Genomic DNA, 25523 nt, shown 5'->3' on the forward strand with positions numbered 1-25523 from the left:
TGGTGCCCGTCCGTGGCATCATCAACTTTCGTGAATGGGGAGGGGCCTCATGCTAAAAAATACCCTGATCGTCTTTGCACTGACCGCGGTGAGCGCGACCGGAATCGTCTCGGCGGTTCCCGCGAATGCGCAGGTTCGGGAATCGTCGATATCCGAGGTGCGACTCGAAAAGCGGGTGAGCGATGATTCGCCATTTCGGTTTCTCCCGGTCACTGAATCCACACCGAGAGAGGCGGCAAAGATCCCCGCGGTGCGCTTCACCGCGAAGCAGTTCTCCCACTCCAATGCAACAAAAACTGCCGTCATTGGGGGGACCGGGGTGCCCGGTTCGGCGATCCATCTGAGTCTGAACGGGAGGGAGCATCGCGCCTGGGTACGCGCAAACGGGCTGTGGAGCGTGACGATCGCGGGGCTTGAGGAGGGGCCCAACACGGTTTCGGTGGTGCAGATTCGAGGAGGGGTGAGTACGCCGACACTCAGCGTTCCGGTGCGGATTGTGGCGATCCCCGGGATGCTGACTGCCGGGGTGAATAACGTCAATAATCCGGGCCGCTGGGCAAATATCTCGGGAACCGCGGTTCCGGGAGCCCGGGTGGTGGCCACCTCACCAGGGGGTACCGCCACCGGTGTTCGAGTTTCCGAATCGGGCACGTTTCAGGTTCGGGCCCAGCTCCTCGAGGTGGGTTCTAACACGGTGGTGCTGACCCAGGAGCGTGACGGAATTCGGTCGGCACCCGTGCGTGTCATCGTGCACGTGGCCGAGGCCTCACTCACAGCGCCCACCATCCGGGTGGGTTCTCGCGACGGCTCAACGGTGATACTCGATGGCGCCGGCGTACCCGGAGCGCTGATCACCCTGTCCACCCGGTCCGGGGTGGTCACCACCCGGGTTTCCGTGCACGGGACCTGGAAGAAGTCGATCGTTGTGCCCGGCGATGTCGATGCGGAGGTGGTGATGACGCAGGGGGTGGGCGCCAATATGTCCGATCCACAGCGGTTGTCGCTGGCCCCGGACACCGCCGGTTAGGTCCGCCACCGTGCACCCCATCCGTCGGTACCTCGCGGCGGATGGGGCCGGGAAAACATTACCGGGTGGAGAACACCTTGCCGGGGTTCAGGATGTTCAGCGGATCAAACGCGAGCTTGATCCGGCGCTGCAACTCGTGCTGGGTGTCACCCAGCTCCTCGGCCAGCCAGCGCTGCTTGAGCACCCCGATCCCGTGCTCCCCGGAGAGGGTTCCGCCGAGCTCCAGGCACGCCTGAAACAGCGCGTGCGCGGCCTCCCAGACGCGTTCGGGTACCTCGGGTCCATCCACGATGAGGTTGGGATGCAGGTTGCCATCGCCGGCATGCGAGAGGGTGGGGATCGGGATATCGAAGCGCTCGGAGACCTCGGCAATCGCGTCAAACATCTCGGCCAGCCGGGACCTGGGCACACTCACATCCTCGATCAGCGGATAGCCGAGGGTTTCCAGCGCCGGGTGCATGGCCCGGCGGACGATCAGCAGGTCCTCGCCCTCCCGCTCGGTGGCCGCAAGCTCGGCGGTTCCGCCGTGGGCGCGCAGGATTGCCAGGGCGGATTCGGCGGTCTCGCGGGCATCGGGGCCGTCGGTACGCAGGACCAGCTGGCTCTGTCCGAGTGGCGGGACCGCGCGTCCCAGGTGGGCGTGCACGGTGGCCAGGCAGGTGGCATCCAGCAGCTCCATGATGGCCGGGGTGAGACCCGCGCGACCGATTGCGACGGACGCCTCGGCGGCCGCGCGTACGCTGGGGAAGTAGGCGGCGATGGTGTGCACTGGGCCGGGGATCGCGCGGCGCAGGCGGACGGTGGCACCCACGATCACGCCGAGCAGGCCCTCGGAGCCGACCATCAGTGCGGTGAGGTCGAGGCCGGTGACCCCCTTGACGCTGCGGTGTCCCATCGAGATCAGTGAGCCGTCGGCGAGGACCACGTCGAGGGCCAGCACGGCCTCCCTGGTCACCCCGTATTTGGCGCACAGCAGCCCGCCGGCGTTGGTGGCGATATTGCCGCCGACGGTCGAGAAGGCGCGGGAGGCGGGATCCGGGGCAAACCACAGGCCGTGCTCGGCGAGGACCGCGTTGAGGTCGGCGTTGATGATGCCCGGTTCGATCACCGCGAGCAGGTCCACATCGTTAATCTCGTGGATCCGGGTCATCCGGGCGGTCGAGAGCACGATCTCGCCGGGACCCGCGGTCGCGGCCCCGGCCAGCCCCGTTCCCGCGCCGCGGGTGACCACGGGCACGCGGTGGGTGTGCGCCCAGCGCAGGGTGGCCTGGACGTCCTCGACGGATTCGGCATGGACGATGCCGAGTGGTGTGCCGGCCGAGAGGTAGCCGGAACGGTCACCGCGGACGGCCTCGAGTGCGTCGGGGGAGGTATCGAGGCGGTCGCCGAGTACCGCGCGCAATTCGGGGAGCATATCGGCATCCTAGCGAGTGCGCGCCGATGGGCCCACCCCGAAGACGCCGGATTACCGGTTCAGCGAGCGCAGGCCGTGAACCAGGCCGGAGACGGTCGAGATGACCGCCAGGATGACCGCACCGATCCAGCTGCCCAGGTGCCACAGCGCCAGCGAAGCGCCAAACATCACGAAGATTTCGATCAGCGCGCGGCCGAATACGTCAAAGTGGATCACCGCGCGCGGCGACTGGAACAGGGCCCAGATCAGCACCACCAGCGCGGGGGCGGCGATACCGAAGGCGATGTTCCAGGGGAACGGCCAGGAGGTGAATCCCCAAATCGCGACGATGACCACCGCGGCGAGCTCCAGGAAGAGTCGAAGAATATCGTTGGGAGCAAAGGCGGGGCGAGGGGTTACGTCTGACACCCGCATAGTCTACGGGATTCCGACGCCCGGTCCGGCATCGGGCGCTGCTGCGGGATCGTTTAGGTCAGGGAGAGCGCGGAGAACCCCACCCGGGCACCGTTGGTGGCGCTGTCCGAGGAGGACTGGTTGTAGGAACCGGCCTTGAAGTACACGTTGTACCGGTCGAAGGAGGCGGGGATCGGGTAGCTGGTTTCCGTGCCGTTGACACTCACCCGGAGCCGGTGATTATCCACGGTGATCGAATAGGTCCAGCTCTGGCCGAGCGCGACATTGCCCAGCGGATACATGGTCTGACCGCCGTCGGGGGATTTGGCGACGCCCAGGGTGATCTGTCCGTCGGCATCGTAGAACAGTTCGGTGACCACCTTGGTCGAGGGGCCGCCGGTGCCCAGGTGCACCTGCCCCACGCACACCCGCTTGGTCACATCGGGGACCGCGACGGTCGCGCTGAGGGTGTGGTTCTCGGTGACCTTCCACTCGGCGAGGGAGCCGTCCGGGTTCATCTGGCGCAGCTCGCTGCGTCCGTACTGCGAGTGCGGGGTGTGGACCCCGTTTTCGGGTGCCCAGAACGTCATCTGCCCGGCCGGGTTGAGGTAAAAGTAATCATCGTGTGTATAGCCGCCGGTGAGGGCCGTGGGCGAAATGGTGGTGGGGTCACCCTGGGGGCCGGTGGGCAGCTGGAGTTCCCAGTCGGCGAGGTTGAAGCGGCTGGAGGGGGCGGCGCCGCTTCCCGCGGCCGGTGTACCCGGTGCAGTCGCCTGCGGAGCCGGGTGTGTGGCGGAGATCGTGGAGGCGAGCGCCCGAGATTCGGCGTGGTGCGGGTGCCCCGCATGCACCAGGTTCGGGACCGCAATCACCAGTCCGGCGGCCACCAGGACCGTTCCCCCGGCCGTGATCAGTGCCGTGCGACCCTTCATGAAGACTCCCGATGTTGTGGCCCGGCCGAATGGCTCTACGGCACTCGTCCACAATGTAGGGTCCCAGGCTTTGGAATCGCCGTGGGTTTGTTGTGTGTTTCTCCGGCCAGGAACACACAACGGCGCACCACCCCGAGGGGCAGCACGCCGTTGGTACGTGACGGGTGTCTAGCGGAAGATGATGGTGCGATCGCCGTCCAGCAGGATGCGGTCCTCGGCGAACCAGCGCACGGCCTGGGTCAGCGTCCGGCTCTCCTCGTCCTGACCGATCGAGATCAGCTGCTCGGGGGTGCGGGAGTGGTCCACGCGCACCACGTTCTGCTCGATGATCGGGCCCTCATCCAGGTCGCTGGTCACAAAGTGGGCGGTGGCACCGATCAGCTTCACGCCGCGGGCGTGCGCCTGACGGTAGGGGTTTGCACCCTTGAATCCGGGCAGGAAGGAGTGGTGAATGTTGATGGCCTTGCCGGCGAGGGCCGCGCACAGCTCGGGGGAGAGGATCTGCATGTAGCGGGCGAGGACCACGAGTTCGATGTTGTGCTCCTCCACGGCCTCGAGCACGCGCGCCTCAAACGCCGCCTTGCTCTCGGGACCGGTGACCGCGTGGGATTCGAACGGGACGCCGTAGAACTCGGCGAGGTCGCCCAGCACGTCGTGGTTGGCGAGCACCAGCGGAATCTCCACCGGCAGCTGGCCGCCGCGCTGACGGAACAGCAGGTCGTTGACGCAGTGACCGGCCTTGCTGGCCAGCACCAGGGTGCGCAGCGGACGACCCACGCGGTCCAGGGTCCAGGTCGCGTCAAAGCGCTCCACGACCGGGGCGAGGGCCGCGGCAAACTCCTCATAGGAGGCGGCGGACTCGACCTGCAGGCGCATAAAGAAGCGGCCGGTGTCGGCGCTGGAGAACTGCTGGCTCTCGGTGATGTTGCCGCGGGCGGCGACGATCGATCCACTCACATCGTGCACGATGCCGGGCTGGTCGGCACATACGAGGGTGATTACCCAGTGGTTCAGTTCTGCGGGGGCGGTGTTGTTGGTCACCGCTCTAGAGTATTGCCTCAACGGGGTAGATGCGTATTCCGGGCGAACCCTGTACCCTGATATATGGTTCCGGCAGTCCCCGAGAGCCCTGGGCGCGCACATCAGCGCGCAGACGAACTCGCCGCCCGAGGCACAGTCCCGGCCCGAGTGAACGCCATTCCGGAAATTTTCCAGATGACCTCTTCAACCACGACACCCGTGCGCTCGAATGCGCTGCCGATGCTTGGTTTGATCGCCCTGTCGATCTCCGTTTTCCTCTCCATCACCAGCGAGATGATGCCCACCGGGTTGCTGCCCGAGATGAGTGCCGACCTCGGGGTCACCGAATCCCAGGTGGGACTGCTGGTGACCATCTTTGCCTTCACCGTGGTCCTCACCAGCACCACGATGATTCGGGTGACCCGGCGCCTGCCGCGGCACACGCTGATGGTCGCGATCCTACTGACCCTGGCGCTGTGTAACGTGCTGACCGCGGTGCTGCCGAGCTATCCGGCCATCGTGTTTGCCCGGATCCTCGGCGGGGTGGCCCACGGCATGTTCTGGTCGCTGACCCCGGCCTATGCCTCGCGCCTGGTGGCCCCGCACCTGATCGGTCGCGCGATCACCATCGCGCTGACCGGCGGAACCCTCGCCATGATCCTCGGCGTCCCGCTGGGCACCGCCCTCGGTCACGCGGTGGGCTGGCGGGTCGCGTTCGGCGCGGTCGCCGTGGCCCTCGCGCTCGGTGCGCTGGCAGTGTTCTTCTTCCTGCCGAAGGTGGCTCAGGACCCGGTCACCCCGAAGGCTGCCAAGATCGATGCCGCCGGTAATAAGGTGCCCGGCTCGGTGCTCCCGGTGGCGCTGATCTGCATCATGGTCGCGCTGACCATGACCGGTTACTACGCCTTCTTTACCTACATCACCCCGTTCTTCATCGGCTTTATCGGGATTCCCGCCGAGCTGGTGAGCGTGGCGCTGCTCGGGTTTGGTGCGTTCGGGGCGATCTCGCTGTTCTTCACCGGCGGCATCTTCTCCCGGCTGCCGCTGCGCGGATTGGCGATCGGTCTGGTCGGCTGTGTGGTGGCGGTCAGCGTGATCGCGATGACCGCACAGTCCCCGGTGATTGCCGCCATCGCGATGGCGATCTGGGGATTCTGCTTCGGCCTGATCCCGCCGCTCGCGCAGACCCTGATGCTGCGGGCCGCGGCCCCCGAGAACCGCGATAACGCCGGCGCGTTCTACACCACCGCGTTCAACCTGGGCATCGGAGGCGGGGCGCTCTTCGGAGGTATTCTGCTTTCGGCATATGGCTTGGGGGCGCTGCCGATCCTCTCGGCTGCCCTCACCGCGGCCGGTCTGGTGCTGTTCCTGGTCGCGCGCGGACGGGTCAAGGCGGCGGTGGAGCGTCACTCGCCGACGCCCGAATTGGTGGAGGTTCCGGCCTAAACGGGGAATGATCCGGGTTATTTTGTCGTTCAATTACGAAGAAGCTTCCCGGTTTTGATAGGTTAGAAGCTACAGGCCACCTACCTTACGGAGACCTCATGGCGACGATTCTGACCATCTTCCTGATTGTCTCCGTCGCGACTCCATTTCTTGCCAGGTTCCTCAAGAACCATGTTTTCACCGTTGTGGCTCTCGTGCCCGCTGGGGCATTTATTTGGACGTTGCTGCAGGGCGAACAGATCCGCACGCACGGCGAGATCACCGAAACCATCCGCTGGGTTCCCCAGCTGGACCTGGCTCTCGCATTCCGCATGGACACCCTCGCGTGGCTCCTGGCACTGGTCGTCACCGGTGTGGGCACCGTGGTGCTGCTCTATTGCACCCAGTACTTCACCAAGCGGGAGCCGGGGCTGGGGCGCTTCGCGGCGTTCCTGTTTGCCTTCGCGGGCACCATGTTTGGGCTGGTCACGGCCGATGACATCCTGCTGATGTTCATGTTCTGGGAGATCACCAGCGTGCTCTCCTACCTGCTGATCGGGCACTACACCGGCAAGAAGGAGAGCCGCGGTGCGGCCCTGCAGGCGCTGCTGGTCACCACCTTTGGTGGCCTGGTCATGCTGATCGGTGTGATCATGATCTCGGTGCAGGTGGGCAGCACCTCGCTCTCGGCCATCGTCGCGGCCGGGGTCACCGGTCCGATGGCGGTCACCGCGATCCTGCTGATCATCGTGGGCGCGATCTCCAAGTCCGCGATCGTCCCCTTCCACTTCTGGCTGCCGGCCGCGATGGCCGCGCCCACCCCGGTGTCCGCCTACCTGCACGCCGCCGCGATGGTCAAGGCCGGTATCTACCTGATCGCCCGCCTGGCCCCCGGCTACGCGGACCTGCCGGGCTGGAAGCTGGTGCTGATCGGCCTGGGTGTCTGGACGATGCTGGTGGGTGCCTGGCGCTCGCTGCGTCAGTACGACCTCAAGCTGGTACTTGCCTACGGCACCGTGAGCCAGCTCGGTTTCCTCATGGTGATCGTCGGCTTCGGAACCCCCGACGCCGCCCTCGCCGGCGCCGCGCTGCTGCTGGCCCACGCGATCTATAAGTCCACGCTGTTCCTGGTGGTGGGCATCATCGACCATGCCGCCGGCACCCGAGACTGGCGTCAGCTCTCGGGCCTTGGCCGGAAGATGCCGGTGCTCGCGGTCATCACCGCGCTGGCGATTGCCTCGATGGCGGGCATCCCGCCGCTGCTGGGCTTCGTGGCCAAGGAGTCTATCTTTGGGGCGTTCCTGCAGGCCGCCGAGGCCGGGGATCCCTACGGTTGGATCGCGCTGATCGGGACCGCGGTGGGTTCGATCCTGACCGTCGCCTACTCGGCCCGCTTCTTCTGGGGCGCCTTCGCGACCCGCACCGCCGCCTGTGTCTCGACCGAGTGGCATAAGCCGCCGACCGCGATCCTGATCGGCCCGGGTGTGCTCGCGGTGGTCTCGGTCCTGCTCGGCATCTTCTCCCCGGCGCTGAATTCCTGGCTGGATCCCTACCCGGAGAGCTTCGACGGGCACCTCGAGGGCCACCTGGCACTCTGGCACGGATTCGAGCCGGCCCTGTTTATCTCGATCGCGATCCTGGGCCTCGGTGCCGCGCTGTTCTGGAAGAAGACCCAGGTGGCCCGTCTGCAGGAGGCGCTGCCCCCGCTGGTGGACTCCTCCCGCGGGTACTGGAGCGTCACCCGCGCGGTGGACAAAATCTCCGCCAAGGTCACCATCTTCGGCCAGCGCGGCGGCCTGCCGCAGTACCTCGCGACGATCCTCGTGGTCTTTGTCCTGGTGCTCGGAACCCTCGCCGCGATTGGCAACGTCTGGCCCACGACCTTCCGCCTCTACGACTACCCGCAGCAGGTGGTGATCGCGCTGGTGATGGCCCTGGCCACCCTCGGTGCCGCCTGGACGCGCAAGCGCATGGCCGCCGTGCTGCTGGTGGGGGTCACCGGATTCGGTATGGTCGCGCTGTTCGCCTTCCACGGTGCCCCCGACCTTGCGCTCACCCAGGCGCTGGTGGAGACGATCACCATCGTCGCCTTCGTGCTGGTGCTGCGTCGCCTGCCCGGCAACAGCCAGAAGCTCACCAAGCGGGTCCACCGCGGTCGCCGCGCGGTGATCGCGATCGGAACCGGTGTGGTGATGGGAGCGATCGCGCTGATCGCGCTGGGGTCGCGGATCACCGATCCGATCTCGGCCCAGCTGCCCGAAATGGCCTACTACGAGGGCCACGGCAAGAACGTGGTCAACGTGGCGCTGGTGGATATTCGTGCCTGGGACACCATGGGTGAAATCTCCGTGCTCGTGGTGGTGGCCACCGGTATCGCCAGCCTGCTGTTTGTCTCCGGACGCGCCGATAAGAAGGGCCGTCGTGGTCTACGACGCCCGGCTACCGCCCTGGGCCGTCGCACCGTGCTCTCCGATCCGGACATCCAGCCGGCCACCCCCGGCGCGCGTCAGTCCTGGCTGGTGAGCGGCGGCAAGATCGCCAGCGCCAACCGCTCGATCCTGCTCGAGGTGCTGGTGCGCCTGATGTTCCACCCGGCCATCGTGGTCTCGATCTTCCTGCTCTTCGTGGGCCACAACTCGCCCGGTGGTGGATTCGCCGGCGGATTGCTCGCGGGTCTTGCCCTGGTCTTCCGCTATCTGGCCGGCGGCCGCTACGAACTGCGCGAGGCCGTGCCGATCGACGCCGGCAAGCTCCTCGGTGCGGGCCTCGTGCTCGCGGTGGGATCGGCGATCGGTTCGCTGTTCTTCGGCTCCGAAATCCTCTCCTCGGCCTACCTCTCCGCAGATATTCCGGTTTTGGGATACATCTCGATTGGCACCACCACGATCTTCGATATCGGTGTGTACCTGGTGGTTGTGGGTCTGGTGCTCGACATCCTGCGCTCGCTCGGTGGTGAGGTCGACCGGCAACAGGACGAGGCCGATATCGCCGAGGAGAGCACCGACGAGTTCAGCCCGCGTCAGCAGGTGCCCAACACCGACCTCTGGGCCACGCAGCGCGTGCCCATTGTGCCGGATACCCCGTCCAGCACCGACACCCGAGAGGACAACCGATGAGTGCATCCCTCACCCTCGTCCTACTGATGTCGCTGATGTACGCGGTGGGCATCTACGTGATGATGGAGCGCAGCCTGACCCGCTTCCTGATCGGCTTCCTGCTGGTGGGTAACGCCACCAACATCCTGATCTTCCTGATGAGCGGGCCCAACGGCAATGCGCCGCTGTGGACCGGTGGCCCCGAGGACGCCGACATGGTGGATCCGCTGCCGCAGATCCTGATCCTCACCGCGATCGTGATCAACTTCGGTATCACCGCGTTTGTGCTCGCCCTGATCTACCGCACCTGGTGGCTCGCACAGCTCGGCGACGAGGGTGACACCCTGCCGGATGACCACGCCCACGACACCGAGGAGGACGCCGAGGAGGCGTTCCGCCAGGTGGATGAGGACGACGAGGCCATTCAACGGGTCCTGGACGCCTCCAACGAACACGAAGACGACCCCGAACCCGACCCGGTTCAGACAGCACGAGACACGGAGGTGGGACGATGAACGCCCTGGTTCCCCTCGTGGTTACGATCCCGCTGCTGGGCGCCGCGATCGCGCTGATCTTCGGTCAGCGTCCGCGCGTGCAGATCTTTGTGTCGCTGATCTCACTGACCCTGGTGACCGCCATTGCCGCGGTCCTGCTGGTGGCAGTGGATCAGACCGGCACCGTTACCGTCAACGTCGGCGGCTGGGCACCACCCTGGGGCATCGTGCTGGTGGTGGACCGCCTCTCGGCGATCATGCTGCTGGTGTCCGCCCTGATGCTGCTCGGCGTGCTGATCTTCGCGATCGGCCAGGGCATCGTGGATGACGACAACGAGACCCCGGTGTCGATCTTCCACCCCGCCTACCTGGTGCTGTCGGCCGGTCTGTTTGACGCGTTTGTGGCCGGCGACCTCTTCAACATGTACGTCGGCTTCGAGATGCTGCTGGCGGCCAGCTACGTGCTGCTGACCCTCGGTGGCACCGGTGCCCGCATCCGCGCGGGCGTGACCTACATCGTGATCAGCCTGATGAGCTCGCTGCTGTTTGTGGGCGCCATCGCGCTGATCTATGGGGCCACCGGGACCGTGACCATCGCGCTGATCTCCGAGCGGGTGCGCGAGCTGCCGATGGGGGTCCAGGCGATCCTCTGCGCGGCGCTGCTGCTGGGCTTCGCGGTCAAGGCCGCGGTGTTCCCGCTGTCCTTCTGGCTGCCCGACTCGTATCCCACGGCACCCGCGCCGGTCACCGCGGTGTTCGCGGGCCTGCTGACCAAGGTCGGCGTGTACGCGATCATCCGTACCGACACCGTGATGTTTGTGGATGTGCCGCTGCGAATACCGTTGATGGTGGTGGCGTTCTTCACGCTGCTGGTGGGCATCATGGGTGCGGTGATGCAGGCAGATATCAAGCGTCTGCTCTCGTTCACCCTGGTCAGTCACATCGGGTACATGATCTTTGGTATCGCGATCGGCGGCGACATCGCGCTGACCGCCACCATCTTCTACGTGGTGCACCACATCGTGGTCCAAACCACACTGTTCCTGGCGACCGGACTGGTCGAGCGCGTGGGCGGAAGTACGTCCATTTCGCGCCTGGGTGGTCTGCTCAAGGCCGCGCCGTTTGTGGCGGTGCTGTTCTTCCTCGGCGCGCTCAACCTCGGCGGAATCCCGCCGTTCTCCGGCTTCCTCGGCAAGATCGGCCTGTTCCAGGCCGGCGTCGAGGAGGGAAGCTGGCTCTCCTACGTGCTGATTGCCGCCGGGGCCGCGACCTCGCTGCTGACCCTGTACGCGCTCGCCCGGGTCTGGAACATGGCCTTCTGGCGCTCGCGTGGTGAGGTCGAGGGCTACCAGTCTCCGCTGCTGGAATCCCTCGCCGAGAGCCCCGAGGACTCGGGGACCGTCGCGACCAAGCAGACCTCGCGTCTGATGGTGGGCGCGACCACCGGCATGGTGGGTCTCACCCTGCTGCTGACCGTGTTCGCCGGCCCCATCTTCGGCTATGCCGAGCGTGCGGCTGCCCAGGTGGAGAACGTGGAAAACTACATCTCCGCCGTGTTCCCGGAGGGATCGCCCTAATGCCACAACAGACTCGCGATAAGCACCGGCTCGCCGGGCTCAGCCAGGGCCTGCTGGCCCTCGGGCTGCTCCTGCTGTGGTGCCTGCTCTGGGGCAGCTTCACCCCGCTCACCATCATCACCGGCATCCTGGTCTCGACCGGAGTCTCGTTCACGTTCTACCTCCCCGGGGTCGAGCTCAGCGGCCGGGTCAACCCCTGGCGCGTGATCGTGTTCTTCGTGGTGCTGGCCTGGGACATCCTGCGCGCCTCGATCCAGATCGCCTGGCTGGCCTTCGCCCCGAACTTCAAGCCGGGTAACGCGATCGTGGGCATCCCGCTGAACACCCGCTCGGACCTGATCATGTCGTGGACCTCCACGGCGATCTCGATTGTGCCGGGATCCATCGTGGTCGACCTGGACCGCTCGGGCTCGATCCTCTACGTGCACGTGATCGACGTGCACTCCGAGGAGGATATCCAGCGCTTCATCCAGGAGGTCCTGGATACCGAACGCCGCCTGGTGCTGGCGATCGGATCCAAGGCCGAGGTGGTGCGGGTCAACGAGCAGCATGCCCTGGCCCGAGGAAGGAAAAACCGATGACCATAATTTTGGGAATCATCATCGCCATGTTTGGTGTCTCGGCGCTGTGCGCCGTCTACCGGATCGTGCGTGGGCCCTCCCTGCTTGACCGGGTGATCGCCTCGGACGTGCTGGTGGCGACCGTGATGTGCGCGATGGGGGCCGAGATGGCCATCAACCGCCACACCAACACGCTGCCGGTGATGCTGGTGCTGGCCATGTTCGCGATTGTGGGCTCGGTCAGCGTGGCTCGCTTCATGTCGAATCAGGCCGAAGCATGACCGGCGAGTGGTGGCGCGACGCCCTGACCATCGCGCTGGTCTTTGCCGCCGCGGTGCTGTGTCTGGCCGCGGGCGTGGGTCTGCTGCGCTTCTCCGACGTGCTGGCGCGCCTGCATGCGGCTACCAAGCCGCAGGTCCTCGGTGTGATCCTGGTGGTGGCCGATGTGATCTTCTCGACGCCCACGATCGGCACGATCACGCTGGGCTTCTCGATCATCCTGTTCCAGGCGCTGACCGCGCCGATCTCGGCACACATGGTGGGCCGGGCGGCGTATCGGACCGGCAAGTTCCGCAGCGACGTGCTCTTCCGCGACGAGTTGCGCGGCCGCAACCACCTGCTGGGGCTCGATTACCCGGATCCCGAGGACTACGTGTCGGGCAACACCGTGGCGACCCCGGTGGTGCAGGAGGCGCCGGTCGAGCATGATCCGGTGGTCCCCAACCACGAGCAGTCACCCGGAGACACGGCGCGGTAGGCGCGCGTAAGCGCTTACAAACTGGATTACACTCGTTTGGGTGACTCTTCAGAACCATCTCGGTGAACGTGCCTATCCCGTCCGTCCGCGCATCTGGCATCAGCGTAACTATCAGCAGCTGAGGAAGGAACAGCGGCCCGCCCGAGCGCAGGGGCGTTCGCTGCTGACCTTCGCGATCGCAATTCTCGCGGCCGCCGTGGTGTCGGTCAACTGGCACGCCATCGCCGCCGCGCTGCCGTTTACCCCGGACGCCACCTTCGCCCCGGTGCTCACCGCCGCACTGGCGTTTGTGGTGGTGGCCTTTGCCGTCTCGAGCCTGGATTCCTGGGGCCCCTGGCGCGATCAGCGCCGCTACCGTCGGCTGACCGGGGCGAGCGAGATCACCCCGGCGCAGCAGTCGCTGCTCGCGCTGGATGCCGAATCGGACTTCCGTTCGGGGCTTTGGAACTCCAGCCTGGAATTCTCCCCGGCCTGGTCAAAACTGCCCGAATCGCTGCGCAAGAAGTACGCCGACGGTGCCAAGGGTTACCCGATCATCTCGCTGCCGATGAACGATCTGCGCGACCTTCAGGCAGACCTGGATAAGCGCACTCGGATCGCCTCCGAGCGCGACCTGGAACTGTATGTGGCCGACGGGATGGCCCAGCACAGTATGAGCGCCCGCTTCCAGGCGATCCTCAACGGCCCGGATGCCGAGCGGATGCTCACCCGTATCGCCGGCCTAACCGGTCTGTCCGAGTGGGACCTACGGGCGCTGGCCGAACCGCAGGCGGGGCGTCCGCCGCTCCTGCTGTGGGCAGGGGATGTGCAGCGCCTGATCGCGATCGTCCGCACCGCGTTTGTGGCCGGGCAGGTGAGCGAGCAGACCGCCTGGACCCTGATCGAGCGGCTGGGAAACGTCGCCTTTGCCCTGTATACCGATGCGGCCGATTACTGGCGCGGCGTGCGGATCGCCACCGCGTTCGCCTCCGACGAGGTCGCCGCCCTGCAGGCCTTCGACGAGACCATGAAGGAACTGCGTGACAGCGGCTGGCCCGCGACCAGCGCCGCATTCCCCACCCTGCCGGTGGACACCCTGCCCGGGCAGATCCGCACCCCCGAGGTGCTGCTGCCGCGCGAGGAGGCCAACTAGTCCGTCCTGCGCAACGGCCCCGTCCGGTGAGATTTTTTCACCGGACGGGGCCGTTGTGGTGTTTGTTGTGTGACCCGTGTCGGGGTGTTTCCTGACCCGTGCGGGAGGCTGTTGTCTGACCGGTGTCGGCTGTCCGGAGCCGGCGCGGGGAGCGGTGCTGCGGAGTCTAGGCGTGTGCCGCCGGATACTCGGTGCCGTCGGCCCACACCCGCTGCAGGGTCAGATCGTCGTTCCAGAGCAGCACATCGGAGGGATAGCCGACCTCGATTGCGCCGAGGTCCCGCTCGCGACCGAGCACCCGGGCGGGGGTTTCGGTGAGTGCGCGCACGGCCTCGGGAAGCGGGATGCCCACGACGTGGACCGCGCGGTGCAGGGCTGCATCCAGGGTCAGGGTGGACCCGGCGATCGCGCCGCCCTCTACCAGTCGTGCGGTGCCGCCCTCCACCAGAACCTCGAGGGATCCGAGCATGTAGTGGCCATCGGCGGCGCCGGTCGCGGCCATCGCATCGGTGACCAGGGCGATGCGTCCCGGAGCCTCGGTGAAGGCCAGGCGCACGACGCTCTCGTGGACGTGCACGCCGTCGTTGATGACCTCGAGGGTCACGCCGGGGCTGTCGATCGCTGCCAGCACCGGGCCGGGTGCGCGGTGGTGGATCGGGTGCATCGCGTTGAACGCGTGGGTCAGCAGGGTTGCCCCGGCATCGAAGGCGGCGCGGGCGGTGGCATAGTCGGCATCGGTGTGGCCCACGGCGACGATCACCCCGGCGGCTGTCAGCTCGCGGATCGCCTCGGTGGCGCCGTCCAGCTCGGGGGCGATGGTGATCTGGCGCAGCGTGCCCTGACCGGCCTCGATCAGCCGGTCCACGGTGCGCACATCGGGGGTGCGCAGCGCCTCGGGATCGTGGGCACCGCGGTGTCCGGGATCCAGGAACGGGCCCTCGAGGTGGCTGCCGAGCACCCCCGGGTCGGTTTCGGCCAGGTCGGCGACGGTTTCCAGCCGGCTGACCAGATCCTCGATACTCCCGCTGACAAAGGACACCACCGCGCGGGTGGTGCCGTGGGCGCGGTGCAGGGCAAGGGCCGTGCGGATCGCCGCCTCGCCGTCTTCAAACGCGACGCCCGCGCCGCCGTGGCAGTGCAGATCGATCAGGCCGGGGGTGACAACCTGACCGGTGCCATCGATCACGGCGGTATCGGGATGCTCGGCGACCCGTGCCCGCCAGGTGTCGTTGGTGCCGCGGGCGCAAACACCGTCCTCGTCAAACTCGATCCAGGCGTGCTTGGTGCTCTGCCCACCGGAAATAACGGTGGCCGAGTGAATGAGGTTCCGCATACGCACGAGCTTAGTCCCGCGGATCGTTTAACACATCCGTGGTGAGTTCTGTTGATGCAGGAGCGGCCTCTGCTTGATTCTGGCTTTGTTTGCGTCGACGATCTCGCCTTTCACCCCAATGTATCGGCCAGAGAATCAGCGGGGTAAGGAAAAGGGTCAGCACAATCGCCAGTGCGCGGTGTCCGGGGCTGGGGATGAGGGGATCAAGAGCGGCCCACATCAACACCAAATAGATCAGAGCGATTATCGCCTTGAGGAGCAGCGCGAATGCGGGTTTTCCAGAGATTTTCGAGGTAGAACGAACCAGGGTGCCAAAGAAGAGTTCGACCAGGAACGTGACGAGGGTTGCCAGTAGTGTCAGGATGATGCCGATCCCCCAGGTGAACGGGTTGTCCTCGCGTGGAGGCCAAATCCACCTGATGAGAAGGACGGCTCCCCATGTCGGAAGCGAAGCATACGCCGTGGCGATGAGCAGGCTACTGGTCGCCAAGAATGCGATCAAGATGCCGGCCAGCGCCTTTTCGAAGTAGTTGAGTTCCGACATGGGGACGAACCGTTGTTAGAGACCAACAAATACGATGTTCATGACGTTTCTCTTTCCAATGTGTGTGAATGGGAGAGCTGACGTCGACCGAGGGAGTCGGCGTTGAATGCAGGCTAAGACTCGAAAAACCCCGAAGAATAGCGCTCTTAAGTGATCTTTTCTTTTTGTGACGGTTCGGCTTTGTGCGTGGATTTTGGGGGAAACCCCCACCCACGAGCCCGCCCCGGGATGCTAGGCTAATCGCGTCGCGACTGGCGTCGGTGGAGCGGGATCGCACCACTCAAGATGGTTACCATCGGGGAGCGACCGACACGGATTCGACCGCACGCCTGGGCCGATACGGAAAATTGATGTTTTGTCCGCCGCTGTCATCAGAGGAGCCAGTTTTGACCGACCTATTTAACGCCCCCCTTGCCGAGGTTGACCCGGAAATTGCCGCGGTCCTGGAGCAGGAGCTGGTTCGCCAGCGCGACTACCTCGAGATGATCGCCAGCGAGAACTTCGTTCCCGTGTCGGTGCTGGAATCCGTGGGTAGCGTGCTCACCAACAAGTACGCCGAGGGTTACCCGGGCCGTCGTTACTACGGCGGCTGCGAGGCCGTGGACGTGGCCGAGAACCTCGCCATCGCCCGCGTCAAGGAGCTCTTCGGTGCCCAGTACGCCAACGTTCAGCCGCACTCCGGTGCCACCGCCAACGCCGCCGTGCTGGCCGCAATTGCCAAGCCGGGAGACACCATCCTCGGTCTCGAGCTGGCTCACGGTGGTCACCTGACCCACGGCATGAAGCTCAACTTCTCCGGCAAGCTCTACAACGCCGTCTCCTACGGTGTTGACCCCGAAACCTTCCTCGTGGACATGGACGTCGTGCGCGCCCAGGCCCTCGAGCACAAGCCGCAGGTCATCATCGCCGGCTGGTCGGCCTACCCGCGTCAGTTGGACTTCGCCGCGTTCCGCGCGATCGCCGACGAGGTGGGCGCAACCCTCTGGGTCGACATGGCACACTTTGCCGGTCTGGTCGCCGCGGGCGTTCACCCCTCGCCGGTGCCCCACGCCCACGTGGTCTCCTCGACCGTGCACAAGACCATCGGTGGACCCCGCTCGGGCTTCATTCTCACCAACGATGTTGACCTCGCCAAGAAGATCAACTCGGCAGTGTTCCCGGGCCAGCAGGGTGGCCCCCTGATGCACGTGATCGCCGGTAAGGCCACCGCATTCAAGATCGCCGGGAGCCCCGAGTTCGCCGACCGTCAGCGTCGTACCCTCTCCGGTGCGAAGATCGTGGCCGAGCGCCTCACCGCCCCGGACAGCAAGGCCGCCGGCATCGACGTCCTGACCGGTGGATCTGACGTGCACCTGGTCCTGGTTGACCTCCGCAACTCGGAGCTCGACGGCAAGCAGGCCGAGGATGCGCTGCACGAGGTGGGCATCACCGTGAACCGCAACGCCGTGCCGTTCGACCCGCGCCCGCCGATGGTCACCTCGGGTCTGCGCATCGGTACCCCGGCGCTTGCGACCCGCGGATTCGGCGACGCCGAGTTCACCGAGGTTGCCGACGTGATCGCCCTCGCCCTGCGCCCCGGCGCCGACCTGCCCGCCCTGCGTGCACGCGTCGCCAAGCTCACCGAGGCGTTCCCCCTCTACCCGGGTCTGTAGGGATGACGGCACAGAAGCTTGATGGTCTCGCCGCGGCGAGTGCCATCAAGGATGAGCTGCGTACCCGGATCGACGCCCTGCGTGAGCGCGGCATCGTTCCCGGTCTCGGCACCCTGCTGGTCGGTGAAGACGGTGCCTCACGCTCGTATGTGGCGGGTAAGCACCGCGACTGCGCCGAGGTGGGGATCGAGTCGATCCGCGTGGATCTGCCCGAAACCGCGAGTGCCGAGGAGATTCGTCAGGCCATCCGTGACCTGAACGAGAACCCCGCCGTCACCGGGTACATCGTGCAGCTGCCGCTGCCCAAGGGCATCAACGAAAACGAGATGCTTGAGCTGATCGACCCCGCCAAGGACGCCGACGGCCTGCACCCGACCAACCTCGGCAAGCTGGTGCTCGGCGTGGGCGGCGAACTGGATTCGCCGCTGCCCTGCACCCCGGCCGGCATCATCGAGCTGCTGGAGCGCAGCGGTGTCTCGATCCCCGGAAAGCACGTGGCCGTGATCGGCCGCGGCATCACCGTGGGTCGTCCGCTGGGCCTCCTGCTGACCCGTAAGGGCATCGACGCGACCGTGACCCTGACCCACTCGCGCACCCCGGACCTCGCGTCCGAGGTGTCCCGGGCGGACATCGTGGTGGCCGCCGTGGGTGTGCCGCACCTGGTCAAGCCCGAGTGGATCAAGCCCGGTGCCGCGGTACTGGATGTGGGTGTGACCCGCGTGGGCACCACCGAGTCCGGCAAGGCGAAGCTCTCCGGAGACATCGACCCGGCCGTGGCCGAGGTTGCCGGTTTCCTCTCGCCGAACCCCGGCGGTGTGGGCCCGATGACCCGGGCGCTGCTGCTGAAGAACGTGGTGGAGGCGGCCGAGCGGCTGTAACTTTTCCCACATTGACCGCCCCGCGTTCCCTCGGATCGCGGGGCGGTCTGCTTTGGGAGTATTGTCGAAACCGGTGGCAGGTGGCCGCCGTCGAGGAGGCCTAGAAACACGATGCACGCAGCTCCCAACGGACAGAGCTTCACACTCACCCACGAACACGGCGATCTCGCGCTGAGCGCCGAGATTACCGAGGTGGCCGCGGGTCTGCGGGTCCTCACCGCGAACGGCGTGGACGTGCTCGCCCCCTACGATGTGACCGAGCCTCGTCCGATGGCCTCGGGCATCGTGCTGGCCCCCTGGCCCAACCGCGTCGAGGATGCCCGCTGGGTACTCGACGGCCAGGTGCAGCAGCTGGATGTGACCGAGCCCGCGCAGTCAAACGCGATCCACGGCCTGCTGCGCTTCACCCCGTATACGGTGCTGGAGCAGACCGCGAACTCGATCCGGCTGGCGGCGACCGTGTTCCCGCAGCACGGCTACCCGTTCCACCTCGACACCGAGGTGGACTACGTACTGGATGAGCGCGGCCTGACCGTGACCCACCGCCTCACCAACCGTTCGGAGGCCCCCGCCCCGGCCGGTGTCGGGGCCCACCCGTACCTCACCATCGGCGGCGTTCCCGCCTCGGATCTGACCCTCACCGTGGCCTGCGACACCGTCTGGGAGGTCAACGCCCACCAGATCCCGCAGAACGAGGTGCCCGTGGGCGCGGGCAACGACCTGCGCCAGGGTGTCGCCCTGAACTCGGTGGTCCTGGATCACGGCTTTGCCGCCCCGCACATCGTGGACGGCGTGAGCAGCCACACCCTCGCCGACCCGGCCGGACGCACCGTCACCATCTGGGGTGAGGAGCGTTTTGGTACCTGGCAGGTCTTCAACCCGACTCGCTATCCCGGAGACAACGCGGTGGTCGCGATCGAGCCGATGACCGCCCCCGCCAACGCGCTGAACAGCGGCATCGGCCTGGAGTGGATCGCCCCGGGGGAAACCTGGAGCGTGAGCTGGGGCATCCGCGCCGAGGGCTTCACCGCCTAGTTATCCACTACCCGTTCGGGCCGTGGGATCTTCGGATTCCCGCGGCCCGTTTGTGTGTTGAGGCGCGGAAAACCGGGCCCGTCGCGATGCGATGGGACATGCCGTTCGTAATTGACTTAATCGAACATGTGTTCGAATATTAACCCATGTCGCTCGCTATCTCCTCTCGTGTGGGCACCGGACCCGCTCGGCCCGGTGCCGTCTCCGGTGCCGCCGAACGGGCGGGCACCGTGGCGGCGCTGCGTGAGCGCATCCGGGGGATGCAGCGCACCGAACTAGAGTCTCAGCCACTACCGACGCTGCCGGTTCTTGGCGATCTGCTGCCCGGCGGTGCGCTGCGGGCGGGCGGGGTATATGCGGTGCCTGATGCGCCGGTGCTGGCGATGGCGCTGGCCGCGGGGCCGAGCCTGGCCGGATCCTGGAGCGCCGTGGTGGACCTGCCGACCTTTGGACTGGAGGCCGCCGAGCGGGTGGGGATCAACCTCGAACGCCTGGTGGTGGTACCCGATCCCGGCGCAAACTGGCTGGAGGTGGTGGCGGCGCTCGCCGATGTGGTGACCGTGATCATCACCGGACCCGCCCCGCACCTGAGCACCTCGGATCGCGCGCGATTGGCCGCCCGGCTGCACCAGCGGGCGGCCATGCTGGTGGCCCTGGGCACCTGGCCGGGGAACGACGCGGAACTGCGCAGCGGTGCCGGAAACTGGGGTGGGATCGGCGCGGGCTTTGGCTACCTGGGGGCGCGGGAGCTGCGGGTGGAGGCGACCGATCGTGCCGGACGCCTGCGTCGAGCCTCGCTGACCCTGGCCGAGAGCGGCGGGTTGATCGCGGCCGAGCGACCCGGTATCCGCGCGGTGCCGAAGCCCGAGCGTCGTTTGGCAGGGGTGGGCTGATGCCGCGGGACTGTGTTTCTGGGCCGGTGATGCCGCCCTGGTTGTGGCGTGTGCGGTGGGTTCCTGAGCGCGCGGGTGCTGGTGCCGTGGCTGTGTGGCGTGTGCGGTGGGTGGTGGTTTATGAGTGAGCGAGTGTTGGCCCTGTGGCTTCCCGATTGGGCGGTCCTCACCGCCGCCGAGGACGCGGAGATCTCCCTCGAGGCGCCGGTGGCCCTGACCGCGCGCGGCGAGGTGTTCGCCGCAAACGCGGTGGCGCGGGCGCTGGGGGTGCGTCGAGGATTGCGAATTCGGGAGGCTCAGGAGCGTTCGGCCGAGGCGGTGTTTGTGCCGTATCGGGAGGATGTGGATCATCGACGCTTCGAGCCGTTGATTCGGATTCTGGAGGGCATCGTCCCGAGCATCCAGCAGGTGCGGCCGGGGCTGTGTCTGGTGCCCGGGCGCGGTCCCGCGCGCTATTACGGAAGTGAGGCGGCGGCGGCGCAGGCGCTGACCACGGCGCTGCGTGAGGCGGGGGTGGTTCCGAAGGGGTCGGCGGTGCGGATCGGCGCGGCCGACGGGGTCTTCGCCGCGCAGCAGGCGGTGTATCGTGCGGTGCCGGTGCCGGTGCCGGTGCCGGTGCCAGTGCCAGTGCCAGTGCCAGTGCCAGTGCCAGTGCCGGTGCCGGTGCCGGTGCCGGTGCCGGTGCCGGTGCCTTCACCTGCGCCCATCACCGACGCGATCCTGGTGATCCCGCCCGGACAGTCGGCGCGTTTTCTCGCCCCGATGCCGGTGACCACGCTGGGCGAACCCGAGCTGGCGCGGGTGCTCGCCCGACTCGGCGTGCGCCGGCTCGGTGAGCTGGCCGCGCTGCCGGCAGCCTCGGTCCGGGACCGGTTTGGGGCGGCGGGGGAGCAGGCGCATCGGATCGCCGCGGGGGAGGACCCGCGCCGGGTGCGCCCACGCATCCCACCGGCCGAGCTTGCGGTTGAGCGCGAGTTCGATCCGCCGCTTGAGCGCGCCGACCAGGCGGCCTTCGGTTTCCGCGCCTCCGCCGACCGTTTCCTGGCGGGCCTGGCCGAGCATGCGCTGGTGGTGAGCGCGGTGCGGATCGAGATTATCGGGGACCGTGGCGGGCGTAGCGCCCGCAGCTGGCTGCACCCCCGACACCTCGATGCGGGCGACGTTGTGGACCGGGTGCGCTGGCAGCTGCAGGGATCCGGGGCGATCGAGGCGGCGCTGTCCGAGCCGGTGGCGCTGATCCGGGTGATCCCCGAAACCCTCGCCGCGATGAGCACCCAGGAGCCCGGGCTTTGGGGTGGCGGACCCGACACCCGCGTGCATAACGGGCTGACCCGGTTACAGGGGATGGTGGGCCATGACGGGGTCCTGACCGCTCGGATCGGCGCGGGTCGCGAACCCCGGGAACGCCAGAGCCTGGTGCCCTGGGGGGAACGGGATCCGCGCACCGATCCCGCCGGTCCCTGGCCCGGAAGCCTGCCCGGAGCACCACCCCAGACGGTGCTGGCCGAGCCGCTGCCGGTGCGGGTGATCGATGCGGCGGGGGAGAGCGTGAGCATCACCGACCGGGACGTGCTGAGCGCCCCGCCGCACCGCCTGGTCATCCCACCCCTGCCGCGGATCGCCCCGGGCGGGGTGGACTCGACGGTGCGGGCGTGGGCGGGCCCCTGGCCGGTGGTCACCGGCACCACGGCCGAGCGGGTGGACCGCTTTCAACTGGTGGATGAGCGCGGCCACGGCTGGCTGGTGCGCCGCGATCACACCGAGTGGTGGGCGGAGGCCCGCTACGACTAGCCGCGGTGACGGCCGGGAGTATGTGGTGGGGCTCGGGGCGAAGTGCACACCCCCGCCACGAGGAACTGAGACAGCAGAGAGGAGCGCGAGATGGGATTCTCGAATCCGCCGATCCCCTGGTCGGAGTTTGAACGCCGGCTGAGCGGGCGGCGCACGGCCGAGGCCGAGCCGGAGACCCCGGAGACGGCCGCCGAACCGCGCGCCGAAGACCTCCCCGGAGCACCGGACGGCCCGGGATACGCCGAGCTACACACCCACTCCAACTTCAGCTTCCTGGACGGGGCATCCGGCCCCGAGGAACTGGCGAATGAGGCTGCCCGGCTCGGACTCCACGGCCTGGCCCTCACCGACCACAACGGGTTCTACGGGGCGGTGCGCCTGGCCGAGGCCGCCGAGAAGCACCCCGATCTGCACACGATGTTTGGGGCCGAGCTGACCCTGGGCCTGGATGCCCCGCAGAACGGGGTGCCCGATCCGGCCGGTCAGCACCTGCTGCTGCTCGCCCGGGGGATCGAGGGATATCATGCGCTCGCCGGGGCGATCACCCGCGGGCAGCTCGCCCCCGAGGCCGAGAAGGGCGCACCGCGGTTTGATCCGGACGTGCTGGCAGACAGCCTGCGCGACCGGGTCATCGCCCTCACCGGCTGCCGCAAGGGGCCCGTACGCTCGGCCCTGGAAACCGCGGGGCTGGACGCCGCCCGGGCCGAGCTGATCCGGCTGGAGGAACGGTTCGGGCCCGAGAACGTGCTGGTCGAGCTGACCGACCTGGGGGATCCGCGCGACAGCACCCGCAACGACGCCCTGGCCGTCCTCGCCCGGGAGCGCGGCCTGCCGATCGTGGCGACCACCGGTGCCCACTATGCGGCACCGAACCGCCGCCGCCTGGCCCGGGCCCTCGCCGCCGTGCGCGCCCGCACCAGCGTGGACGCCCACGCCGGCTGGCTGCCCGCCGCCGGCGGCGCGTATCTGCGTTCCCCGGCCGAGATGCACGCGCGCTTCGCCCGGTATCCGGGGGCAGCCGCGCACACCGTGACCGTGTCCGACGAGATCGGGTTCCGGCTGCGCTCGGCCCGTCCCCGGTTGCCGCGGCAGGAGGTCCCCGAGGGGCACACCCCGATGAGCTGGCTGCGCGAACTCACCTGGCGCGGGGCCGCCATGCTCTACCCCAACATGAGCGAGGGCGACCGTGACCGGATCACCCGCGAACTCGCGGTGATCGAGCAGAAGGACTTCCCCGGCTACTTCCTCATCGTGCACGATATCGTGCGGTTTGCACGCTCGCGCGGGATCCTCTGCCAGGGGCGCGGCTCGGCCGCCAACTCGGCCGTGTGCTACCTGCTGGAAATTACAGCGGTGGACTCGATCGCCTACGGCCTGCCCTTCGAACGCTTCCTCTCCAGCCTGCGCGCCGAGGAGCCGGACATCGACGTGGACTTCGACGCCGACCGCCGCGAGGAGGTCATCCAGTACGTATACGAGCGCTACGGACGCTTCAACGCGGCGCAGGTCGCCAACGTCATCACCTACCGGCCCAAGGCGGCCATCCGGGACATGGCCAAGGCGCTGGGCTATACCCCGGGGCAGCAGGATGCGTGGTCCAAACGGATCGAACGTGGCAGCGCGCTCGCCGAGGAGCCCGAGATCCCCGAGGAGCTGCGCACCCTCAGTACCGAGCTGCTGGGGTTCCCCCGGCACCTGGGCATTCACTCGGGCGGCATGGTGCTGACCGATCGCCCGGTGGGGGAGGTGTGCCCGATCGAGCACGGCCGGATGGATGGACGCACGGTCCTGCAGTGGGACAAGGATGACTGTGCCTGGATGGGCCTGGTCAAATTCGACCTGCTGGGCCTCGGCATGCTCGCGGCGATCCAGCACTGCTTCGACCTGGTGGAGGAGCACACCGGTGAGCACTGGGACCTTCACTCGCTCCCCAAGGAGGAGGCCGGGGTGTACGACCAGCTGTGTCGGGCCGACGCCGTGGGGGTTTTCCAGGTGGAGTCGCGCGCGCAGTTGGGGATGCTCCCGCGCCTGCGCCCGCGCACGTTCTATGACCTGGTGATCGAGGTGGCGTTGGTGCGCCCGGGACCCATCCAGGGCGGCGCGGTGCACCCCTATATTCGTCGCCGGATGGGACAGGAACCGGTGACCTACCTGCACCCGAGCCTCGAACCGGTGCTTGAGCGCACCCTGGGGATTCCGCTGTTTCAGGAGCAGCTGATGCAGATGGCGATGGCCGTGGGCGGCTGCGACGCCGAGGACGCCGACCTGCTGCGCCGGGCGATGGGTTCCAAACGCGGCCGGGAGAAGATCGCGACCCTGCGCGAAAAGCTCTATGCGGGCATGGCCGAAAACGGCATCGTGGGGGCCGAGGCTGACAATATCTACGAGCGGATCGAGGCCTTTTCCAACTTCGGTTTTGCCGAGAGCCACTCGATCAGCTTCGCCCTGATCGTCTACGCGAGCGCCTGGCTGCGCCTGCACTATCCCGGCGCGTTCCTCGCTGCGCTGCTGCGCGCCCAGCCGATGGGGTTCTACGCCCCGCACACGCTGGTGGCCGACGCGACCCGGCACGGGGTGCGCACTCTGCGCCCGGACCTGCACCGCTCGGGGGTGGACGCCGGGCTGGAACCCCTGGACACATCGGATGAGCGTTCCGCCGCGCACGGTACGGCGGCTTCCGAGGTGCCCGGCGTCCGGTTTGCCGATTCGGACTCGGCGGCTCCGGGCACGCGGCCCGCCGGTTCGGGCTCGGCGGGCATGGACTCCTGCCTGCACACTCCCGCCGAAAGTCCCGGCCCCTTCGACCCGACGGCTCCCATCCTCGACCACGAACACCGTCGCGATACCGGCTTCGCCGTGCGCCTGGGCCTGGCCGGGATCACCGGGATCGGGTCCGAGGCGGCCGCGCGGATCGTCGCCGAGCGTGAGCGCGGCGGTGAGTATCGGAGCATGGAGGACCTCGGCCGCCGCACCGGGCTCTCGGCAACTCAGCTGGAAGCACTGGCCACCTCGGGCGCCTGCGACGGGCTGGGTACCTCGCGTCGGCAGGCACTGTGGCAGGCGGGTCCGGCGTCGCGGGAGAATCCGAATCAGCTGGCCGGATCCGCGGTGACCGTCCAGCCGCCGCTGTTTGCGCTGCTGGATGCCCAGGAAACCCTCGCCGCCGACCTCTGGGCCACCGGGATCTCCACCGACGACCATCCGATGCGTGGCCTGCGTACGATCCTCGGCGCCCGCGGAATTCTCGGGTCGGCGGCGCTGCGCGACACCGAATCCGGTCGTCGGGTGCGGGTTGCCGGGGTCGTGGTGCACCGTCAGCGTCCGGCCACCGCGTCGGGGATCACGTTTGTGAACCTCGAGGATGAGGACGGGATGATCAACGTGATCTGTAGCGTCGGCCTCTGGCAGCGCCACCGCCGGGTACTGCGCGAATCCCCGGCCCTGGTGATTCGCGGCATCCTGGAGCGCAGCCCCGAGGGCATCATTAACCTGGTCGCGGACGGTGCCGAACCCCTGGATCTTGCGGTTCGCACCCGGTCTCGAGATTTTCAATAGCAGAAGGTTTTCGCTC

At 67.5% G+C, this 25523-nt stretch carries 21 protein-coding genes; 15 read left to right on the forward strand and 6 right to left on the reverse strand.

Annotated features, from left to right (window positions below; all coding sequences use genetic code 11):
* The first annotated feature begins 49 nt into the window (after positions 1-49).
* The gene (locus tag C7C57_RS02770; protein WP_187977498.1) at positions 50-1027 is read left to right on the forward strand and encodes a hypothetical protein; all 978 of its coding nucleotides are present in this window, start codon (positions 50-52) and stop codon (positions 1025-1027) included.
* Positions 1028-1085: 58 nt separating this feature from the next.
* On the opposite strand, the gene C7C57_RS02775 is transcribed toward C7C57_RS02770, so the two are convergent.
* From C7C57_RS02775 to purU, 4 genes are all read right to left on the reverse strand, one after another.
* Positions 1086-2441, reverse strand: a complete 1356-nt coding sequence (locus C7C57_RS02775; protein WP_187977499.1) for an FAD-binding oxidoreductase — start codon at positions 2439-2441, stop codon at positions 1086-1088.
* A gap of 51 nt (positions 2442-2492) precedes the next feature.
* Positions 2493-2849: a YrdB family protein gene (locus tag C7C57_RS02780; protein ID WP_030148127.1), complete on the reverse strand. Its 357-nt coding sequence runs from the start codon at positions 2847-2849 to the stop codon at positions 2493-2495.
* A 59-nt stretch (positions 2850-2908) separates the two neighbouring features.
* Positions 2909-3766: a polysaccharide lyase family 7 protein gene (locus C7C57_RS02785; protein WP_187977500.1), complete on the reverse strand. Its 858-nt coding sequence runs from the start codon at positions 3764-3766 to the stop codon at positions 2909-2911.
* Between the two features lie 168 nt (positions 3767-3934).
* Complete coding sequence (purU, locus tag C7C57_RS02790; RefSeq protein WP_255505757.1) at positions 3935-4807, reverse strand: formyltetrahydrofolate deformylase; 873 nt, start codon at positions 4805-4807, stop codon at positions 3935-3937.
* Between the two features lie 174 nt (positions 4808-4981).
* On the opposite strand from purU, the gene C7C57_RS02795 reads away from it, so the two are divergent.
* The 8 genes from C7C57_RS02795 (at position 4982) to C7C57_RS02830 (ending at position 13826) form a co-directional block, all read left to right on the forward strand.
* Positions 4982-6232: an MFS transporter gene (locus tag C7C57_RS02795; RefSeq protein ID WP_187977502.1), complete on the forward strand. Its 1251-nt coding sequence runs from the start codon at positions 4982-4984 to the stop codon at positions 6230-6232.
* A 98-nt stretch (positions 6233-6330) separates the two neighbouring features.
* On the forward strand, positions 6331-9327 hold the full coding sequence (locus C7C57_RS02800) for a Na+/H+ antiporter subunit A (protein WP_187977503.1): 2997 nt from the start codon (positions 6331-6333) through the stop codon (positions 9325-9327).
* Entirely contained in the window at positions 9324-9821 is a 498-nt protein-coding gene (locus tag C7C57_RS02805; RefSeq protein ID WP_051701663.1) for a sodium:proton antiporter, read from the forward strand. The genes C7C57_RS02800 and C7C57_RS02805 overlap by 4 nt, the downstream gene beginning before the upstream one ends.
* Entirely contained in the window at positions 9818-11377 is a 1560-nt protein-coding gene (locus C7C57_RS02810) for a Na+/H+ antiporter subunit D (RefSeq protein ID WP_030148132.1), read from the forward strand. Before C7C57_RS02805 ends, C7C57_RS02810 begins: the two co-directional genes overlap by 4 nt.
* On the forward strand, positions 11377-11958 hold the full coding sequence (locus C7C57_RS02815; RefSeq protein ID WP_051701662.1) for a Na+/H+ antiporter subunit E: 582 nt from the start codon (positions 11377-11379) through the stop codon (positions 11956-11958). The genes C7C57_RS02810 and C7C57_RS02815 overlap by 1 nt, the downstream gene beginning before the upstream one ends.
* Entirely contained in the window at positions 11955-12218 is a 264-nt protein-coding gene (locus C7C57_RS02820) for a monovalent cation/H+ antiporter complex subunit F (RefSeq protein ID WP_187977504.1), read from the forward strand. Before C7C57_RS02815 ends, C7C57_RS02820 begins: the two co-directional genes overlap by 4 nt.
* On the forward strand, positions 12215-12694 hold the full coding sequence (gene mnhG / locus C7C57_RS02825; protein WP_187977505.1) for a monovalent cation/H(+) antiporter subunit G: 480 nt from the start codon (positions 12215-12217) through the stop codon (positions 12692-12694). The genes C7C57_RS02820 and mnhG overlap by 4 nt, the downstream gene beginning before the upstream one ends.
* 40 nt (positions 12695-12734) lie before the next feature.
* Entirely contained in the window at positions 12735-13826 is a 1092-nt protein-coding gene (locus C7C57_RS02830; protein WP_051701661.1) for a DUF1266 domain-containing protein, read from the forward strand.
* Positions 13827-13992: 166 nt separating this feature from the next.
* Here the strand turns inward: C7C57_RS02830 and nagA are convergent, their stop codons facing one another.
* Together nagA and C7C57_RS02840 are read right to left on the reverse strand one after the other, a co-directional pair.
* Positions 13993-15159 carry an N-acetylglucosamine-6-phosphate deacetylase gene (gene nagA / locus C7C57_RS02835; RefSeq protein WP_187977506.1) on the reverse strand — a complete coding sequence of 389 codons (1167 nt, stop codon included), beginning with the start codon at positions 15157-15159 and terminating at the stop codon, positions 13993-13995.
* A gap of 10 nt (positions 15160-15169) precedes the next feature.
* Positions 15170-15703, reverse strand: a complete 534-nt coding sequence (locus tag C7C57_RS02840) for a hypothetical protein (protein WP_187977507.1) — start codon at positions 15701-15703, stop codon at positions 15170-15172.
* A gap of 386 nt (positions 15704-16089) precedes the next feature.
* Here C7C57_RS02840 and glyA point away from each other — a divergent pair, with 386 nt between their 5' ends.
* The 6 genes from glyA (at position 16090) to C7C57_RS02870 (ending at position 25507) form a co-directional block, all read left to right on the forward strand.
* A complete protein-coding gene (glyA, locus tag C7C57_RS02845; RefSeq protein ID WP_255505758.1) occupies positions 16090-17355 on the forward strand; it encodes a serine hydroxymethyltransferase in 1266 nt (421 codons plus the stop codon).
* Between the two features lie 2 nt (positions 17356-17357).
* Positions 17358-18233 carry a bifunctional methylenetetrahydrofolate dehydrogenase/methenyltetrahydrofolate cyclohydrolase gene (locus C7C57_RS02850; RefSeq protein ID WP_121647338.1) on the forward strand — a complete coding sequence of 292 codons (876 nt, stop codon included), beginning with the start codon at positions 17358-17360 and terminating at the stop codon, positions 18231-18233.
* 111 nt (positions 18234-18344) lie between these two features.
* Positions 18345-19268 (forward strand): aldose 1-epimerase family protein, encoded by a 924-nt coding sequence (locus C7C57_RS02855; RefSeq protein WP_187977509.1) that lies wholly within the window; start codon positions 18345-18347, stop codon positions 19266-19268.
* A gap of 146 nt (positions 19269-19414) precedes the next feature.
* Positions 19415-20161: a hypothetical protein gene (locus tag C7C57_RS02860; protein ID WP_187977510.1), complete on the forward strand. Its 747-nt coding sequence runs from the start codon at positions 19415-19417 to the stop codon at positions 20159-20161.
* 120 nt (positions 20162-20281) lie between these two features.
* Entirely contained in the window at positions 20282-21952 is a 1671-nt protein-coding gene (locus C7C57_RS02865) for a DNA polymerase Y family protein (protein WP_187977511.1), read from the forward strand.
* A 90-nt stretch (positions 21953-22042) separates the two neighbouring features.
* Positions 22043-25507: an error-prone DNA polymerase gene (locus C7C57_RS02870; RefSeq protein WP_187977512.1), complete on the forward strand. Its 3465-nt coding sequence runs from the start codon at positions 22043-22045 to the stop codon at positions 25505-25507.
* Positions 25508-25523 lie beyond the last annotated feature (16 nt).

Origin of the sequence: Mycetocola sp. JXN-3 (assembly GCF_014522285.1) — a bacterium.
GTDB lineage: Bacteria > Actinomycetota > Actinomycetes > Actinomycetales > Microbacteriaceae > Mycetocola > Mycetocola saprophilus.